Below are 17,917 nucleotides of genomic sequence, written 5' to 3'. Positions count from 1 at the left end.
ACTGGCCGACCTCGCACGAGAGCAGGATTCAGCCAAGAGTATATGGATGGCTTCAGTCATCGTCGCGTGCAGTCCCGATTCACCCACCCTCCCTTCGTGTCCATTTTGCGTTAATTTGCTCTACTATGCCGCGCATTGAGTGGCCGGGTAGTGCGGCACACCTCAGCCACTCTCGAATACTTGCGCGAATCTACGTCTGCCCTCTTTGACGCTGTTGTCAGTGCCTCCGTCTAGGCTCGTAAGCACTGTCATACGAGCAGGTGGGGGCGACCAGAAGATGTCTTCGGGCTTCGCAGTCGGACACCTCGTCGAGTTCCAGGGAGCCCCTGGATTCGGACGAGTCGGCGCGATCACCGATGGCTTGCTGCGCGTGGACTTCTTCGAGTCCACGGCCGAGCCCACGATCGAATCCCAGACGGTCCCCGCTGTCGTATGCACGCGAGTGCGGTTGAAGCCTCAAACACGCGTGTTTCGTCACAACCCCAGCACCGACGAGTGGATGCCCGGGCGCGTCCTGGACGCGACCGCTGAGGGGTACTTCGTCCGGTTCCCCAACGCCGGCTACGACATGCCGGTCCGAGAAGCCGAACTCCGTGTGCGCTGGAACAAGCCCGTACGTGACCCTCTAGAGGTTCTCGTGTCCGGCGGCAACGAATCCGGGCACCTCTACAACGCGCGCATTCCGATGCTGCACAACCTGGTCGCTCAACGCTCAGCGAGTGCGAGTACACCGGCGCTGCTGGCCGCTGCCGCCGAGATCTACCCACATCAAGTCCGCGCCGCACTGACCGTGCTCTCTGACCCCGTCCAGCGGTACCTACTCGCAGATGAGGTCGGGCTCGGTAAGACCATCGAGGCTGCGTATGTGGCCCTGCAGACCTTGATTGACAACCCGCAGGCGCGCGTGACATTCCTCGTTCCCGAGGCTCTGCGTCGGCAGTGGGTGGCCGAACTGCGCACGAAGTTCTTTACCGATGACTTCCCGAGTCGTGTAAAGGTCATCTCCCACGACGCTTCCGAGGTGTGGGAGCAGCACCTCAAACGTGATCTCCTTGTGGTCGACGAGGCCCACCAGTTGGTCCAAGACCGTGATGACTCTGACCCCACCTACTGCGCGCTCCGCGATCTCGCGCACTCAGCGTCAAAGCTCTTGCTCCTGTCGGCGACGCCGGTCACCTCCCGCCACACCACACATCTGGGACTCCTGCATCTACTTGATCCCGACGTATACAAGTGGAGCGAGCGGGAAGCGTTCGAGCAGCGGTACAACGACCGGGCCGAGTTGGCCAACCACGTCCTCGGCTTGAACGCAGACTTCTATCCGCTGCTTCCGTCCACGATCAACATCATCGAGGCGCTGCTGCCCCCAGAAGACGCCCGCTTCAAGCATCTGGCCGCCCAAGTGCGGGCCCTCTTTGGCGAGGAGGAGAACCTCCTCGACGAGTCGGAGGCGGGGGTACGGAATCTCACGGCGCACGTCGCTACTCTTCGGGCACACATCAGCGAGACGTACCGTCTGCACCGGCGCGTGATCAGGAACCGCCGGTTGAACGTACTCCACCAGAACGAGGACTCAGCGGCTGTCCCCTACGAGGTGCGCGGACGCGCGGAGCCCACGAAGCTGACAGCCAAGCACCATTTCCCGGCCGGGGACAGCCTCTTGGAATGGCAGACCCAACTATGGGGATATCTTCTTGATGAAGAATTGGAGAACAAGCGCTCCGATTACGCCATGGCCCTGGCCGTGCTCGCATCCCGTCTCGGTGGCCCGTCCACCGACCATCTCGACGCCCTTCGCTGGCGGGTCCGCGGTGACGAAGCCGCCGCTCAACGTGCTGGCCTGAGTGCCCGTGAGCGAGACCACCTTTCCAGCGTGCCAGTGACACCCCACGAGGCGGGAAATCTGGAGAGGCTCGAATCAGAGATCACAGATGAAACCCACGCGTCTGAAGTCGACGACCTCATTAACGATCTCCTCCCTGCCCTGCGCAAGGGAGGACACATTATCGTCTTCTGTGGACCAGGCTCACTCGCTTCGACACTCACCGCGCGTCTACGCAAACGGTTCGACAAGGTCGGCTTCTTTGAGCACACCCGCAGCGCGGGACCCGACGCATCAGAGTCAGCCACTACTGCATGGCGGCAACCCAGCCAGAAGACTGCCGTACTCATTGCGGATGACTCCGCCGAGGACGGGCTGAATCTCCAGACCGCCCAGACCCTGATCCATGTTCGGTTGCCGTGGTCGCCCAATCAACTTGAGCAACGTCTCGGCCGGACCGACCGCTACGTCGAGTCCCACCGGCAACGCCAGGCACCACTCCAGTTCGTCCTCACGGATGCTGAAGCGCACACTGAGGCATGGCTGTCGTTGCTCGTCGATGGATATCGGATCTTCGGCGGTTCGGTGTCCACGCTCCAGGACGCCATCGCAGAAGGCCTTCCAAACATCTGGGGAGAGGCCCTTGAGTACGGGCCGGAAGGACTGCTCGGCTATTCCGAGACAGTGCAGGAGACACTCGCCAAGGCCCTCCGCGAGATCAACACCATGGACACCCTTGAGGCGATCTTCAGCACGTCCCCTCACGACATTGACTTCGCCGAGCGCCTGGCAACGTTCGAAGCTAGCTGGGACGCCACCCGCAAAGCCATGCTGGGATACACAGGTGAAGGAAGTTCCGACGGAATCAAACTTCGCCACACCACCCGTAAGATCAAGAATTGCATGTGTGAGGTCTTCGACCTCACATCGGGTACCCTCATCTCTCCGCACCTCTATGGCCGACGGAGCCTCACAGAAGGCTCGGCCAAGGGCACGTTCAGTAGGTCCGAAGCGCTCAAAGTCCCCGGGACACGGCTGTTCCGTATCGGGAATCCACTCGTCGACATGCTCGCCAACGTTGTATGGTGCGACGACCGCGGCCAGGCCACGGCTTTCTGGCGCGCAGATCTCAGCCACCGAGGCGAGCCAGAACCTCATTTCGGGTTCGACTTCCTCGTCGAAGCCGACATCTCCACGGCACTCGAACTGGTACTGCCTCGCGTGCAGAATCCCCGCGACGCTGAAGCAGCGCTGAGGCGTCAGGCCGAACAGCTCCTTCCGCCCTTCACGCTCAAGGCTTGGGTGCTAGCAGGAGCAGCCGAGGCCCTCACCGACCAGAACACCCAGAAGTGGCTGGATGCTCCATACAGGACTACAGACCACAACTACAACGCTAGCAACATCCACGAGTTGTTGGGCCTGTTCGACGGCCAGCCCGGGTACGAAGCTTCCGCACGTGCCGCTGAGAAGGTCGCCCGAACTCAACTCAGACGAGTGACCAACTTGACTGAACGGGCAGACCTGGCCCAGCAGCAGGGGCAGGAGCGCCTCGCCGTAGCGAAAGCGCAGGCGGAAGCCCGACAAGCAGCTGGCCGGCTCCTAGGAGACGAAGAGAGCTACCTGCTTGAAGTTGGCATCACCGATGCGCTGGTGCAGGCACTGAGCGAACCGACGGTTCGGCTCATATCTGCGACCTGCTTGGTGAAGACGGGGCTCAGAAGGGTGTGTCGTGGCAACTGACAATTGGACCGGCGCCAGAACGCTCTTCGATCATTTGTCCAAGCACCGAGACCAACAGCAACTCCCCGAAATCGCCGACTCAAAGGGGACGTTGCGCAGGCTCCGTGATGCTCTGGCCAGTACATCCAGCGGGTGGAGAGACATTGCCTCGTTGACCCGACAGATCCTGCTCGAAGCCCAAGCGCGTGAGAACACAACTGGATTCACGGTCCCACTACTTCCGCGGCTGCCTAGTCGCGAACAGTGGGAAGAAATGCACTGCCAAACCGCGATTCGCGACGGCGGCGTTAATTTGTGGGTGAACGCGCTACCGTGGCATCCACCTGTGCCAGACGATGTTTCGCACCAGGCGGCTCAAGAGGACCTTCGCCAGATTTATCTCGGAGAGGACTCACCGCACCGTCGCAAAATGGAATCGTACCCGGCCGACCCTTTCTTCACGACCACCCTCGGTGATGACCACAGTCACTATGCATCGGTCGGCCAGCGGCAAGCCGCCAGGACTATTGCACTTGCCGAGCCAGGAAGTACGACGATCATCTGTCTCCCCACGGGGCATGGAAAGACCGCAGTAGCGGTGGCGCCCATGCTGCTGGCAAGCATGAGCATCGGCGTATCAGTAATCGTGGTGCCCACAAGTGTTCTCGCCGCAGACCTGGAACGGCGCGCCTTCAAGATCCTTGAAGAGCACGGGCATCACAACCCCACGCGCCGATACGCGTACACCAGCGGGCTGTCCGACGGAGACCGGAAGCAGATGCGGGACGACATCGCCGCTGGTCGCCAGCGGCTGGTGTTCACGTCACCTGAGGCTCTGGTAAAGAGCCTGAAGGCACCCTTGGAGGACGCAGCCGAGGCTGGGTTATTCAACTACTTTGTGATTGACGAAGCCCATCTGGTCGAGCAGTGGGGCAGCAGCTTCCGCACCGCTTTCCAGACAATGTCAAGTCACCGACGTATCTGGCTCAGCAAGGCACCAAAGGGCCGACAGCCGGTGACCGTCGCGATGAGCGCAACGCTCACTGGGCAACAGGTCGAGACGCTCGACGCACTGTTCGCTTCGCCGCAAAAGGCGAGGATCGTCTGGGCATCCCAACTGCGTCACGAGCCGAGTTACTACATCGACAGCTTCCGGAGCGAGGCCGACCGTGCGGTCGCCGTCCTCAATGCGGTCTCATACTTGCCGAAGCCGATGATTCTCTACACCACCAAGGTCGTAGATGCGCAGGAGTGGACAGGACGGCTTCGCGACCACGGTCTCCGCCGCGTAGCTAGCGTTACTGGTGACTCCACCGACCTAGAACGGCGGGATGCTTTGGAGGGGTGGACCGGCAGGACCGCTGATAGCGAGGTCGAGTCGCAGTACGACGTCGTGGTGGGCACCTCTGCCTTCGGCCTTGGCGTGGACCTCGACGATGTCAAGACGATTGTGCACGCCTGCCTGCCGGAAACCGTGGACCGCTACTACCAAGAAATCGGCCGAGCTGGGCGCGATGGAAGCCCAGCCATCGCATACATGGCCACCACACGCAGTGACGAAGGCATTGCCAACAAGATGAGCGACGAAGTGATCATCGGTGCCGCGCGCGCGTGGCAGCGATGGGAGGCAATGTTCCACAGCCGAACCGCTGTCCAGAACCGTCACCGGGTAAGTTTGGATTCCTACCCTCCTGACATGAACGAGGGCTTTCAGCGAAACCGGCAGTGGAACATTCGGATCCTGAACCTCATGATGAGATCGGGAATCGTGGCGGTCCATCCACCTCAGGCGCCCGAAAGGACTGAGGACGAGTCAGATGTCTTTTGGATAGAACGACTAGATCGATTCTACGGCACGGCTGACGCGTACGCAGATGTGGAACTCCTCGACTCCGACGCCAGAAACCCTGAGAAATTTCGTTACCGCTTTGAAGGCGAACGTCAAAAACTACTGCATAGTCGATCTTCCGGACTCCTTGAGCTGAAGGCCACTTTGCGGGGCGACCGGTGCATCGGCGACCTGCTGGGCGCGTACTACCGTATCCCCGACGGCGATGGCTATCGCCGCACCGGTATCACTTGCCGTGGCTGTCCTCGCTGCAGGACCACAGCCACGCTGCTTCCATCAGGTTTCTACCGGCTTGCTGGAGAACCCCAGCCCCTGATCCCGGCGCCTGAGAGCTACGGGCATCTGCCCTTGGCATCGTACTTCGGAAACCGTCAATGCCTGAGCCTGTGGTGGGAGGATTCCAAAGACCACGCCTTGGCGGCACGGCTCGTGGAGAGCCTTGTTCGCCGCAGGATTTGCGTGGTCGGAGGGCCGGGCCTGGACAGCCGCCTCCGAAGCCAACTAAGGACGACAGGACGCACCCGCACCGTGATCACCGACGATGACGGAGCCCTCCTCTCGGACTGGGCTGGTCCTATTATCTGGATGGCGGACCCGAACACAGACACCCCAGAGTCTCAGATCGCTAGACGCCTCGCCTGGGATGCACCGACCTACCTGATCCACCCGCGGGCTATGTATCACCCAGAACGCCGACGTACACCACTCGTCGATGTCCACCCGGCGAACTTGTCGATTCGCCGGGCCTTGGAGGAACTCTGATGACTCTCCTGAACGTAGACGCAGCCATCCCCTCTCAGACGTGGGCGGTAGTGCGCCTTCTTACCTATTTGGGGAAGAGCATCGCCCTGGACGAAGCACGAGCGTTGGTTAGCCCTCCGTCGCTGCGCTCAGAGGACACGTCAACCAAGCCGCCCTTCGACTGCGCGATCAGTTCGCTTCAAGTTCTGGAGTTGGTGCACGTTGATATCGAGAAGCAGAGACTCGCGCTGACCGACCAAGGCAGGTCACTCAACAGCAGAGATGACTTGGAGGGCTACACGCGCCTCCTGCGTCGCGCAGTTCTCAAAGTGGACTACAACAAGGATTTGGGTGAGAACAACGACGCTACTGGCCCCCGGGACCTCACTCGCGCGCTCGCCTGGTTCCTCATGCACGACCCTATGGAGCAACCGATCGACAAGGTAACTGCAGAACTACTGCTGGATGAGAAGGACAGTAAGGACCGCAGACTACTGAGGCCCGAGGTATTTCCCGTCTTCGCCAACCCCACTCGTTGGCTCCGCTTTGGCTATTGGGCCCCCGCCCTTGGCCTCGCCGCTGCTCCCCTCTTCCGCAGCGAGGGCAGCAGTCCGCTTCTCCCAGACTGCACCATGGCTGTGAAGCAAACCATGACCGAACTGTGGCCAGCCGGACAGCGCGTCAATGCCATTGAGGCATTGCAGGTTCTGCGGGATAATCTACCTGTGCTGCCTGGCGGCGCCCACTCGCTCGCCGTGGGGATCACCAGCCCCGGCGAGAACGTGGCTGGCGCCGCACTCTCGTTCGCTCTCCTGCGTGGTCACGACGAGAAGTGGATCCGCCTGGAGCAAGACGACGACGCTCGCCAGATCCTGCTCCTGCACGACCCGGAACGGCCCGGGAGTCCTCGCCCGGTAAGCGACATCACGATTCTGGAGCCCTGTTATGGCTGATTTCCGGGGAATGCTCTGCTGGGAACCGGCAGTGGCGTCCTCTACCATCAACACCGAGGCAGTTGGGCCTTCAAGATCCGTCTTCTTGGCCACCCATGCGCCGCTGCGCATCAAACGTGCCCGAATCATGGACGGCAAGGAACTCGTCCTCGAAGGCGATCCGATCGGCGAAAGGGCAGTTCTCGAGGACTTCATGGCGCTCCAGGCGGACAGCGGGTCCCTGCTCATGCCCGTCGTAGGCGAATCCGGCTCAGGGAAGTCCCACCTCGTCCGGTGGGTGCGTGAGGAGTTGGCCATGAAGAAGGAAGGCTCGGACAAGCGGGAAATCATCTACTTGGAGAAGTCCAAGACCAGCCTTAAGGCAGTCGTCAGTACGCTCATCGCGCAGGCAGAGAGCAGCGACCTTGATCAACTCAAAGAGAATATCAATAGGTTCACAGAAGGCATCGACGAGGAGTCCCTGGCAAGGCGCATCCTCAATGAACTGAGCGAGGCACTCGAAGGCACTTCTCCGAACTCTGAGTCCAGCCCGCTGGCCCGGATGCTTGTCGGCCCTGGAAAACTTGCTGCGGTACTCCTCGACCCGCATGTTCGCACGGAGTTGCTCACACCTGGAAAATTCGTTCCTGAACTAGCGCATCAACTCATTCACAATCGCAAAGAAGGTCAAGCCGATCGGCCAGAAGGCTTCGAGGTCAGCGACCTCCCGCTTGACATTCGCGACATCCAGTCCGCGTCTGGAATGGCACAACGCCTTCTCGGCACCATCAGCACGCGCGGTGACCTCCAGGGCCTTGCAGTAGGCTTGCTCAACAAGCATCTCGAAGCCGCAATCAAAAGTGCCGCCAATCTCGGGGCAGGCCGACTCCTTGAGGCGATGAAGCAGGTACGAGAGGAGTATCACCGGCAGGGCAAGGAAATCGTTCTGCTCATCGAGGACTTCGCCCTAATCCAGGGAGTCCAACGCGACCTCCTCGATGCCGTAGTAGAAGCTGCAAATCGCGAAGGCCGTACCGCTCTCGCCCCTATCCGAACGCTCATGGCCGTAACGACAGGTTACTTCCAGTCTTTGGACGAGACCGTCCTGACCCGAATTCAAGCTGGCACTGGATACGTCTATCACCTGGATGTCCCCTTCAGCCCAGAAGAGACTGGACGAGCAGACATCGCCGAGTTCGTCGGCCGCTACTTGAATGCAGGGCGCGTCGGCCGCGAAGCCCTGGAACAGGCAACTGGCAACGAGATCCCCAATAAATGCGCGAGTTGCCAGCTAAAGACGGATTGTCACGAGACGTTCGGTGCCACCGCTGAGGGGTACGGCTTGTACCCCTTCAACGAGTCGGCACTTATCCGAGCCGTTCATGCCACGGCAGACCAGGCCAAGCCATGGTCTTTCAATCCACGCATTGTCCTGGGCAGTGTCGTGCGTCCAGTCTTGGTGGAGCACGCCACAGCCATACAGCAGGGCGAGTTCCCGGATCCTCTGTTCCGACAGCGATTCCGTCCAACGAACCTTGACAAGTTTATGAGCCGGGATGTGCTCGGATTCATCGCGGAGAAGGATCACACCCCTGCCTCTGTGGAACGACGCAAGCTCGTCCTTGAATTCTGGGGCGACGCCCCCGATAGCATCAACGATCTGCACCCCACCATTTTGGAGGCCTTCTCTCTTGAGCCGCTCGATGACGAAGAGAGCCAAGCCCGTCCGTCACTTGCTCCGTCCAATTTGGATGAGACGGGTGCCGCCCAGGCAAGATCCAAGACGGGGGCCGAGGTAAAGCGTGGCGAGTTGCCGCGGGAACTTCAGCGCATGCTGGAGACGGTAGACGAGTGGGTCACCCGAGAAGGTGGGCTGGACACCGCCACTGCAAGCCGAGTCCGCGGCGTCGTCGCCACCGCGGTCGTGCAGCGATATCAGTGGAACTCCCCTCTGATGCGCGAGGTGGGTACCACCGAACTGCGACGGGCCGCATGGCCAGCTAAGGCGACCGTCGTATCCATCGAGGGGGCGAAGGAGAACTTGGTCGGCGTTGAGAATGCACCCATCACCTTCTCCCGCCGCCCAAAGGACAGTTGGTTCTTCGACTCCCTGCTAAAGGCTGAGCGAAATCTACCTGGACGAGCGGAGGACATCCGGCGGCTGGCGTTCCTAGCCGAGAGTCACAGTCGGGACCTGACAGTACGGCTGCAACAGCACATGGAAGTCACCGACGATCACCTCGTTGCAGGATTCCGTGCATCGCTGCTCGGTGCGGCACTGGCTGGCAAAGCGTGGCCCGGAATGCCCACTTCGGGACTTGTTGCAGCCGTTCTTGACGATGGGCAAGGGTGGCATCGAGATGACGACGCCCTGCGTGCTGAGAGGTGGATGGACGTCCTCCAGTCACACCTACGAGCACGAGTTGAACTCGTGAAGCAGTTGCGCTACGCCGTCGGCATCACTCAAGGCATCGGCGCCGTGAACATGGTGGACGCCGCGCGCGTTCTGCCACTGCTCGACAGGGCTGCTTCCTCGTGGGGTTGGGACACTGAGGCTCTGGACATTCCGAAGTGGGTGAAGCCAGCCGTCACGGGGTTCTCGTCCTGGCCAACCATCATCCAGGACCAACTCTCCCGCCACGAGGAATTGCTCAAGTCGATCCGAAGCCGTCAGCCGCGCGGCACCACAGCCGTTCAGGCCATGTCGGGGATCCGCGACGCGCTCAACGCGGCCCGAGAGGTTGGGCTCCCGCTGACAGCCGAGCAGTCGCGCCGGTTTGAAGCTCTGCTTGAAGCTGGCAAGAGGGCGGACTGGACGAGCGTTTCTTTGCTCGAAGACGAGTTGGCCAAGGCAACTGACGACAGCCGCGGCTCCTCATCTCACCACCAGGCGCGCGTAATAGCCGCTGTCAGAGACCACGGAAGCTCACTCAGGGCGATTCAACAGCTACTCAGCGTCGCTAGCGACTGGCTGGATGTTGCCCTTGCCAGCGCCGAATCACGATCGAGTGGCTCAGCAGGCGACAGCGCCGCGGAGGACGTCGGGCACATCTGTGCGGAGTGGCAAGCGATCACCGCTGCCCCGTCCGACGAAGATGGCAGGGAGGACCGGTGACTAGCTTGTCGGTGTATGACAAGGCCGTACAGTTGCAGAACCGTGCCCGTCAGATCGCCGCAGGTGCTGTCGGCGAGAAGGAAGCAACTCGGGTGCTGAGCCGTACCAAGGAACTCCGCGCGGCGTTGGCTGAACTCAGAGGACAGGTTGAGTTGAGCCGCATGCTTGCGGCTATGGGCGCCATGCGTGAGCCCGACCTGACGGGGATTAATATTGCGCGTACCGCGTTCGAGCGCAAGGCCTTAAATGGGTTGCCCAGTGACACAGTGTTTAATACCGCAAGGCGTAAGGCGCAAGAGATCAAGGACAAGCTCCGCACCGATAACAGGGAGGCTTGGATCGCCTGGGCGTCCATTCAAGTCGCCGAACTCCCTCTGGCGCGTATCCCCATGCTTTCTCGCGACGAGAGTGAGGCAGCCCGTGGCCGCGAGAGGGAACTTCGTCAGACCGTTGCTGCCAAGAGCTTGTCCCAGGCAGACATCAGGCTGTTCAAAAGCACGTATGCCCTCCTCGCGGAGTCTCTGCACGACAAGAGTGATCCTCCCAGTGAACTGCTGGAGTTGTTGGAACGGCTTGAGAAGCGCCCGAGTCCCACGCTCCGCGACATCACAGATGGCGACATTGCGCTGTTGCGTCAGTTTGAGATGGATATCCACATCACCCTACAGAGGACGGGCGCGTGACAGAGCACCTTGATGTTCGCTTCGCGAACGAACTCCTGAACCACCTGGAAGACCGCGAACTGCCGTTGCTGTCCTGGGGTGTCACGGAGTCGGCTCTCTCCCAGGCCGAAGTCATAGAGACCATCGATATCCTCCTGCACAGTCACGAGAATGCCCCGCCCGGCATGTCCGCTGACGCTGTGCTCGAGGAATTCCTGCTCCGTGCCTTGCTGTTCGAGGTGCCGGTGCCTGTGACGTCACCGCCGCGGTATCGCACCCGTTTGGCGGAGTCACTCAGGCTCACGACCGGGCTCCGACAGCTTTTTGCCCGGGGTGGCTGGGCAGAGGAGGAGCGACCTGGCTGGTGGCAGCACCAGCGGCGCCTCGTCGCTGACTATCGGCTGCACGTAGCACCGCGTCGCTACCCGCATCGGGACATTTCTGCATCCGACGCTCTCCGCGAACTCGCGCAACTGCCCCACTGGGGTGAAGTCCAAGAGCGGGTGGCAGCAGCTCAGTTGCGAGGCCGGAAGCTGGCACGTTTCCAACTGGATGCCACATGCTCCGTCTTCACTTCGCTCAACTCCCAGAAGTCCAAGGGAATCATCGTCGGCGCTGGTACAGGTAGCGGCAAGACGCTGTCGTTCTACTTGCCGGCCTTCGCGGCGATGGCAGAACACATGCCCTCTGGTCGAGCAAAGCGCGTTCACACACTGGCGCTCTATCCACGCAAGGAACTTCTGCGCGATCAGCTACGAGAGTCGATCCGGTCTGTCGACGACGTCGAACTGGCGCTGCACGAGTGCAGGCGTCGCCCCATCCGAGTCGGGGCGCTCTACGGTGACACCCCATGGAACGCTCAGGATCGCCGATTGGAGCCGAACTCAGGGCTCGCCACTGCCTGGAAACGCACCCCCCTCGGCGTCGTATGCCCATATCTTCCGTGTCCTGCCCAAGACTGTGGCACTGGGGAACTCCAGTGGACGGACGAAGACCGTAGGCGAGGCCGTGAGGAACTGAGCTGCATCAGGTGCGGCTACACCTTGAAGGACCAGCGCCTTGCGCTCACCCGCGAATCCCTCAAGAGGAATCCGCCCGACTTGCTGTTCACCACAACGGAGATGCTGAACCACAGCGGCGACAGCTACTTGGAATGGCTACTCGGCTGGTGTGGCAGCAACTCGGCTCCAGCGCTCGTGCTTCTCGATGAGGTTCACACCTACGGCGGCTTTCACGGCGCACAGGTAGCTCTCCTGTTGCGACGCTGGCGTGAGGCGGCCCGTCGGCCCATGACGTTCGTCGGTCTCTCCGCGACCCTTCGTGACGCGGACAAGTTCTTCGCTCAACTCGTCGGCCTTCGACCGGGCGATGTCGATCCGATTGAGCCGACCGATGACGCCATGCACTCCGAGGGCCGCGAGTACGCCCTGGCTCTCCGTGGCGATCCCGTATCCGGAACGAGCCTGCTGTCTGCATCGATCCAAGTAGCCATGCTCCACGGCCGCATGCTCGATTTGGACAGAGGGCAATACTTGTACGGCTCCACGGGTTTCCTCTTCACGGATGACCTAGATGTCACGAATCGCTTCTACAACGACCTGCGCGATGCAGAGGGTGGCCAGAACCGGGCCGGTCGCCGCAACGGCCGCAGACCCGTACTTGCCGGCCTGCGTTCCTCTGAACGTAACGAGCACGCTGCGCGCTACCTGGACGGCCAGTCGTGGGACATTGTCGAGAAGATCGGTCATGACCTTGACCCGACCCTGCAACTGCACCACCTGCACGTCGGCCGTACGTCATCTCAGGATGTCGGGGTCGATCATGACGCGAACCTGACCGTCGCGACCGCCTCCCTGGAAGTCGGCTTCAACGACCCACGCGTGGGCCTAGTCATGCAGCACAAAGCACCCCGTGATGCCGCCGCGTTCATCCAACGCCGAGGCCGCGCAGGCCGAGGGCGCGGCACACGCCCTATCACGGTGGTCACCCTGTCTGACTACGGCCGGGACCGACTCGCCTACCAGGCCTACGAGACGCTCTTCGCACCGCAAGTGCCCGCACGAAGCCTGCCGATCGGCAACCGTTTCGTTCTCAAGATCCAAGCTACCCAGTCACTGTTGGACTGGGCGAGCCGCAAGCTCCGTTACAGGAAGCTGTGGGCCGACCCCCGAAAAATCCTCAAAGCACCCCCTGGTCATTCCGTGCGCAGCGAGGACCGGCCAGGGCACGACATGCTGACATCGCTGCTCCAGGCGATTCTCGATAGGCCTGATCTGCAGGACGAACTCGCCCAGCACTTGGGGAGGGCTCTCCAGATCAACGCGGAAGAGGTACAGGCCCTGCTGTGGGAGCAGCCCCGATCACTGCTGCTGTCCGTCGTACCCACGGCGCTACGGCGACTACGCAGCGACTGGTCCTTTCAGCGCATCGACCCGGGCGCAAAGGAGGGCTCTCTCCTCCCCGAGTTCATCACTCGCACACTCTTCGAGCCGCTAAATCTGCCCGAGGTCGAACTCCTCCTACCATTCACCACGAACGACACATTGGAACAGTTGCCGATCGCCAGGGCGCTACGTGAGGCCGTACCGGGGCGAGTCAGCCGCCGATTCGGGCACCGGCGAGACGAGCACCGCACCTGGCTCCCAGTACCGCCCGCTGGCAGCAACACTCTGCCGCTGCCCCAGATCGTGCAGCACGCCGACCCCGAAGGAACCTGGCACCCCGATGCTTACGCACCGGAAGGGCTTCAAGTCTTCCGGCCCACCCAGTTGAAGCTGGCGCAGCCCAGCCAGGAGATCTCCGACCGCTCGCAGGGTCTCCCCATTTGGGGCACCCAGATCGTTATGGCCGAAGAGGCCCCTCCGGCCCCAGCGGACATTCCTAACCCGTCTCTGTGGCACGAGCGTGTGCAGGCTGTCCGCTTCGCCACGCATGCTGCTGGCAACCCCATCGAGATGCGGCGCATGACCATCGGTGCCGATTGCCAGGTTGCCCTTGAGCACGGTGAGGTCGAGGCACGCAGGGTCTACTACGAGCTGCACGGCAAGCCGGCCGCACTTGGCTTCAGGCTCAGCGTCGACGCTGTTCAGATCCTGCTCAGGCCTCTGAGCACCTCAGACCCTGCCGTCAGGGAGTACTTGTCGTCTCCGCAGTGGCGGTCCCTCGCGTTTTCCTACGCCTTCGCCGAGGATCCTGCTCTCGAGGACATCGCGAACAAGTTCCAGCGCGCGTGGCTTGGTCAGGTCTATCTCACAGCCTTCGCGCTCGAAGGTCTCAAGGGGTCCCGTACACCGGAGGAGATTCGAGCATCACTCGCAAGCGAAGGGTGGATGGGGAAGCTGTCGCGTATCCTGAGCGTCCTCTACCGCGACAACAGCGACCCCGACCGTTCCTTGGAGAATGCGCGGCTGATTGACGGGCTCACGGACTTGCTGCGCGACGAACGAGTACTTGCCGCCGTTGACCGTGCGTCGGAGCATCTCGTTGACCCGGACATTGCAACCCAGACGGAGGACCTGGCTCAGCGCGCCTATCGCGACACGGTGGCCGCGGGGATCCTCGCTGCCGCACAGCGTGCCTGCCCCGATGCACAGGACGGTGACCTGATCGTCGATGTAGCGTCCGGTGCCACCTCCAGCGAGCCGACCGCTGTGTGGCTCAGCGAGACCTCCGTAGGGGGCCTGGGCGTTGTGGAGAGTTTGCTGCGCTTCTACGGGGAGGACCCTCGCCGATTCTGGGCACTTGTCACTAGTGCATTGGCCCCGAGCGATTACGAGTACGTAGACGCCACACTCACCCAGTTGCTCCGTAACCTGGCCGACGAGCCCGGGGGAGATGCGGCAGAAGCCATGCGCGCACTACGCGGAGCTGAGAATGCCGTAGCGGCCCATGAGGCCCTGAGCACTCTCCTAGCCGCGTGGGAACAATTGGACGGCCGACCTCGTCGCACTGCGGTTTCAGCATTGTCGGCCCGCCTTCTCCGGCCAGGGTCCGGACCCGAAACTGACGCGCAGGCTCTCGCCATGGTCGACGCCTGGTCAGGACTGGAGCAGAGGCTCGGTATTGAGGTCGACGCCAACGTCATTGCCTTCGCGGTCGGCGACGAAAAACTGAATGTGGACGGCAGCAGGCGTCTGACAGCCGACCAGGCCTTCAGCATGCTCTGGCCTCGCGGACGCCAAGCTCGGACACAAGGCATCCAGCACTACCAGCCCTACGCCGTCGCCCCCGTACTCGATCGCCTCCTCGTGCGCGAAGCTCACAACGACCGTGTGCCTGAGGTGGACGTCACAGCGAGCGACTGGGTCCTGGCTTATCAAAGGGCCCTGACTGACAACGGTGCCACGGAACTCGTCTGCCCCGCAGGCGAGTCGCAGGCCCTGGCGGAAGCTCTGGTCCGCGTACCGGCGCTGCCGGTGGACCAGGATGTCCTGCGAGTCCATGGCGAGGTCCGTGGCTACAGCAGACATCGAGATGAACTCCGTGTACGGGTGGAATTGCGGGAGGCAACCCAGTGAAGGACCTCACCAGAACCGTGCGCACCGGTCCGCGTACGGGGTTGCGCATCGACTCCATACTGTCCGCGGCACTGATGGCAGAGATACTCAACCCGAGCATCGACCTGTGGCTGCTCTCCCCATGGATCACCGACGTCCAGGTCATTGACAACAGTCATGGCACCTATGACGCCCTCTTTGGTGACGTCCCGCCCAGCGGTTGGCGGCTGTCAGACACCCTCCTGCGCATCGCTGGAGCGGGAGCACGCATTCATGTGGTCACGCGACCGGACCCTCATAACGATGCTTTCCTGCGTCGAATCGAGGCCCCAGAACTGGATAATGTGCGTGTCAAGCGTGATCCCGATGTTCACGAGAAGACGCTGTGCGGGCAGGAATGGATTCTCACCGGGTCGATGAACTACACGGTACGCGGCATGGCAAAAAACGATGAACTGGTCACCTACAAGGTAGGCGGACCGGATGCCGGTCAGGCGCGACTGGACCTGGCTCAACGGTGGAGGAGTGGTTCGTGACTCAGCCCCAGATTCAGCAGCGGGAAGCCCTCGAAACGTTCTTGCACCGCTTCTTCGGTCCAGGGAACGGCGTCTGGCCGAATCTCGATCCGGAGTACCGCTACAAGGATCGCACGTTGCCGTTCGTTGAGGCCCTTCGACGCGGTGACGACGCACCAGTCGTCCTGCCACGCGCATATACGGACCGGGACCGCTTCGTTATGTACGTCATAGCCCAAGAACCCCGCGAGCGAGCCAAGACGGCTGAGTTGATCCGCGCCTTCGCCGGCCCGACCTACATTACGTACGACGAGCAGGTCGGAATCCAGCCCGCCTGGCTTGACCCTAGCGATCCCATCGAACAGGCCGTACGGGACTTCGCCGGGGACCGGACCACGTTCCGTGTGGAGACCGGCCGCACACTTGAGCACCGCCGGAATCTGGCCAGGGCACTTGAGTTGATGCAGAGGACTCAGGCCCGCCGCCCTCCGAGGATGTGGCGAGTAGCCAAGCCAATCGGCCGGCTCCTCGCCGAGTTTGATGCTTCTCTCTCCGCCGGCGCGGAGGCCGCCTCGAATGTCGTTCTTGACCAGTTGGCAGCGGCCGGTGGTGTCACCGCAGCCAACCTCGCGAACCTGAGGATCAAGCGGCTTGACCGGCTCGGCCGCAGCGAGGAGATACTCCAACTCTCTGAACTGCCCGACGCCGTCCGACAGGACCCTCCCCTCCCGGTAAAGGAAGCGATTTTGACCGCCGTGTACACGGTGCTGGAGGAGTCTCTTGCGGAGGGCGACGTCTCATCGGCACGGGCAAAGCTCCAAGAACGAGGCCGCTTCGTGCCTGCCCTGCTGGACACCGATGCGGCCAAACTCGGCACACAGGCCGTCACTGTTCTCCTCATGGCTGCCACAGTCCTTGAAGATCTGCCTGCGCTGCGCCGTCTCGTGGAAGCCGTGCAGAACACAGACCGCATCGGCAAGATGTCCTCGCCCGTCTGGGAGGACGCTCAGCGCCTCCTGGCCACAAACGATGGCGCGGCAGCCCCTCCCGCCGCTGCGGTGCAGGCACCGCAGGCTTCTGAGAACGATGCATCGGTAGCGTTGCCGACCATCGACTCCTGGCCAGCCTTCCTGGCTGCGGTAGCCGCCAGCAGCCGTGCAGGACAGGCAGCAGTCGAACAGCGCAGTTGGACCGCGTGGTCACCACCAGCAGCCCATGACGCAGCTCTCGCCGAGTTTCTGGACGGGTTGGAGAACCAAGCTGCTGAAGAGGTATGGCGGGCGGTTGGAGCCTTCATCGACGCCGATGGATATATAGCTCCCGCGAGTCTGACCGCTCATGCATTCATTCGGAACGCGGTCACCTTCGACCGGTTCGGTCCCGGCGACCTCGCCGTGCTCCAAGCGCTTGCAGAGATCGCGCTCCGAAGCGGCCCTTCGGCGCACACCTACACCGAACTTCTCGATGAGATCGGCGCCTACAGCAGTCGGTGGGTCTCACCTGAACGAGCATCAATTGCGCTGGACTTCGTCGACCGGCTGTTCTTGGTCGCTTGCCCAGACGTGGACGCTCGCAGCAAGCTCGCGTACAACCTGCTGGAGCCGCTCTGGCGGCACCAGGGGCGGCTCAGCGAAGCTGACTTGGCGTTCTCCAAGCGTCTCTCAAGAGAACTCGGCGTCGACTTCCCTTGGCAGGACCGGGCCGACTCCGACGACGAACGTGAGCTGTCGCTCTCAGACCTTCCGCCCATGAAAGTCCTGCTGTACTCCCTGGACGACGCCGTGCTCTCACGCTGCGCCGAGGAGATCAAGCAGCTTGCCCCCGCCGTGGACGCCACAAAGGCTAGCGATCACGTCGGCAGTCCTCAGCTTCGGCAGAAGGCGCGCTCCGCTGATTTGATCGTTATCGCAACGCGCTGCGCGAAGCACGCGGCGACGGGCTTCATTACGCAGCACGCTCGAACCGAGCACATCCATTACGCGGACGGCAGCGGCTCGGCGTCCATGCTGCGAGCAGCCGTCGAAGGTCTTCGCTCGACTGCAGGAGACCGCTAGCGCATTGGGTGG

The 17,917-nt window shown here is 62.0% G+C and carries 8 protein-coding genes; all 8 read left to right on the top strand.

The features are described 5' to 3' along the window. Positions 1-277 precede the first annotated feature (277 nt). From dpdE to dpdD, 8 genes are read left to right on the top strand one after another with little or no spacing between them, the layout of a single operon-like run. Positions 278-3,562, top strand: a complete 3,285-nt coding sequence (gene dpdE / locus ACIBIW_RS21105; RefSeq protein WP_399338301.1) for a protein DpdE — start codon at positions 278-280, stop codon at positions 3,560-3,562. Continuing rightward, positions 3,552-6,152: a protein DpdF gene (gene dpdF / locus ACIBIW_RS21100; RefSeq protein WP_399338299.1), complete on the top strand. Its 2,601-nt coding sequence runs from the start codon at positions 3,552-3,554 to the stop codon at positions 6,150-6,152. The genes dpdE and dpdF overlap by 11 nt, the downstream gene beginning before the upstream one ends. Next, positions 6,152-7,084, top strand: coding sequence for a protein DpdG (dpdG, locus tag ACIBIW_RS21095; RefSeq protein WP_399338297.1), 933 nt, complete (start codon positions 6,152-6,154; stop codon positions 7,082-7,084). Before dpdF ends, dpdG begins: the two co-directional genes overlap by 1 nt. Beyond that, positions 7,077-10,178, top strand: coding sequence for a protein DpdH (gene dpdH / locus ACIBIW_RS21090; protein ID WP_399338296.1), 3,102 nt, complete (start codon positions 7,077-7,079; stop codon positions 10,176-10,178). Before dpdG ends, dpdH begins: the two co-directional genes overlap by 8 nt. Further along, entirely contained in the window at positions 10,175-10,861 is a 687-nt protein-coding gene (locus ACIBIW_RS21085; RefSeq protein WP_399338295.1) for a hypothetical protein, read from the top strand. The genes dpdH and ACIBIW_RS21085 overlap by 4 nt, the downstream gene beginning before the upstream one ends. Further along, on the top strand, positions 10,858-15,357 hold the full coding sequence (gene dpdJ, locus ACIBIW_RS21080; RefSeq protein WP_399338293.1) for a protein DpdJ: 4,500 nt from the start codon (positions 10,858-10,860) through the stop codon (positions 15,355-15,357). The genes ACIBIW_RS21085 and dpdJ overlap by 4 nt, the downstream gene beginning before the upstream one ends. Further along, positions 15,354-15,872: a phospholipase D-like domain-containing protein DpdK gene (dpdK, locus tag ACIBIW_RS21075; RefSeq protein ID WP_399338291.1), complete on the top strand. Its 519-nt coding sequence runs from the start codon at positions 15,354-15,356 to the stop codon at positions 15,870-15,872. The genes dpdJ and dpdK overlap by 4 nt, the downstream gene beginning before the upstream one ends. Continuing rightward, positions 15,869-17,905: a protein DpdD gene (gene dpdD, locus ACIBIW_RS21070; RefSeq protein ID WP_399338289.1), complete on the top strand. Its 2,037-nt coding sequence runs from the start codon at positions 15,869-15,871 to the stop codon at positions 17,903-17,905. Before dpdK ends, dpdD begins: the two co-directional genes overlap by 4 nt. Positions 17,906-17,917 lie beyond the last annotated feature (12 nt).

The sequence above is a fragment of the Streptomyces sp. NPDC050560 genome (assembly GCF_044457285.1).
GTDB lineage: Bacteria > Actinomycetota > Actinomycetes > Streptomycetales > Streptomycetaceae > Streptomyces.
This window is presented reverse-complemented; position numbering and strand designations above follow the sequence as displayed.

Excerpts from the sequence above, each read along its gene's own strand:
- dpdE (WP_399338301.1), top strand. The coding sequence starts at position 278 with ATGTCTTCGGGCTTCGCAGTCGGACACCTCGTCGAGTTCCAGGGAGCC.
- dpdG (WP_399338297.1), top strand. The coding sequence starts at position 6,152 with ATGACTCTCCTGAACGTAGACGCAGCCATCCCCTCTCAGACGTGGGCG.
- dpdH (WP_399338296.1), top strand. The coding sequence starts at position 7,077 with ATGGCTGATTTCCGGGGAATGCTCTGCTGGGAACCGGCAGTGGCGTCC.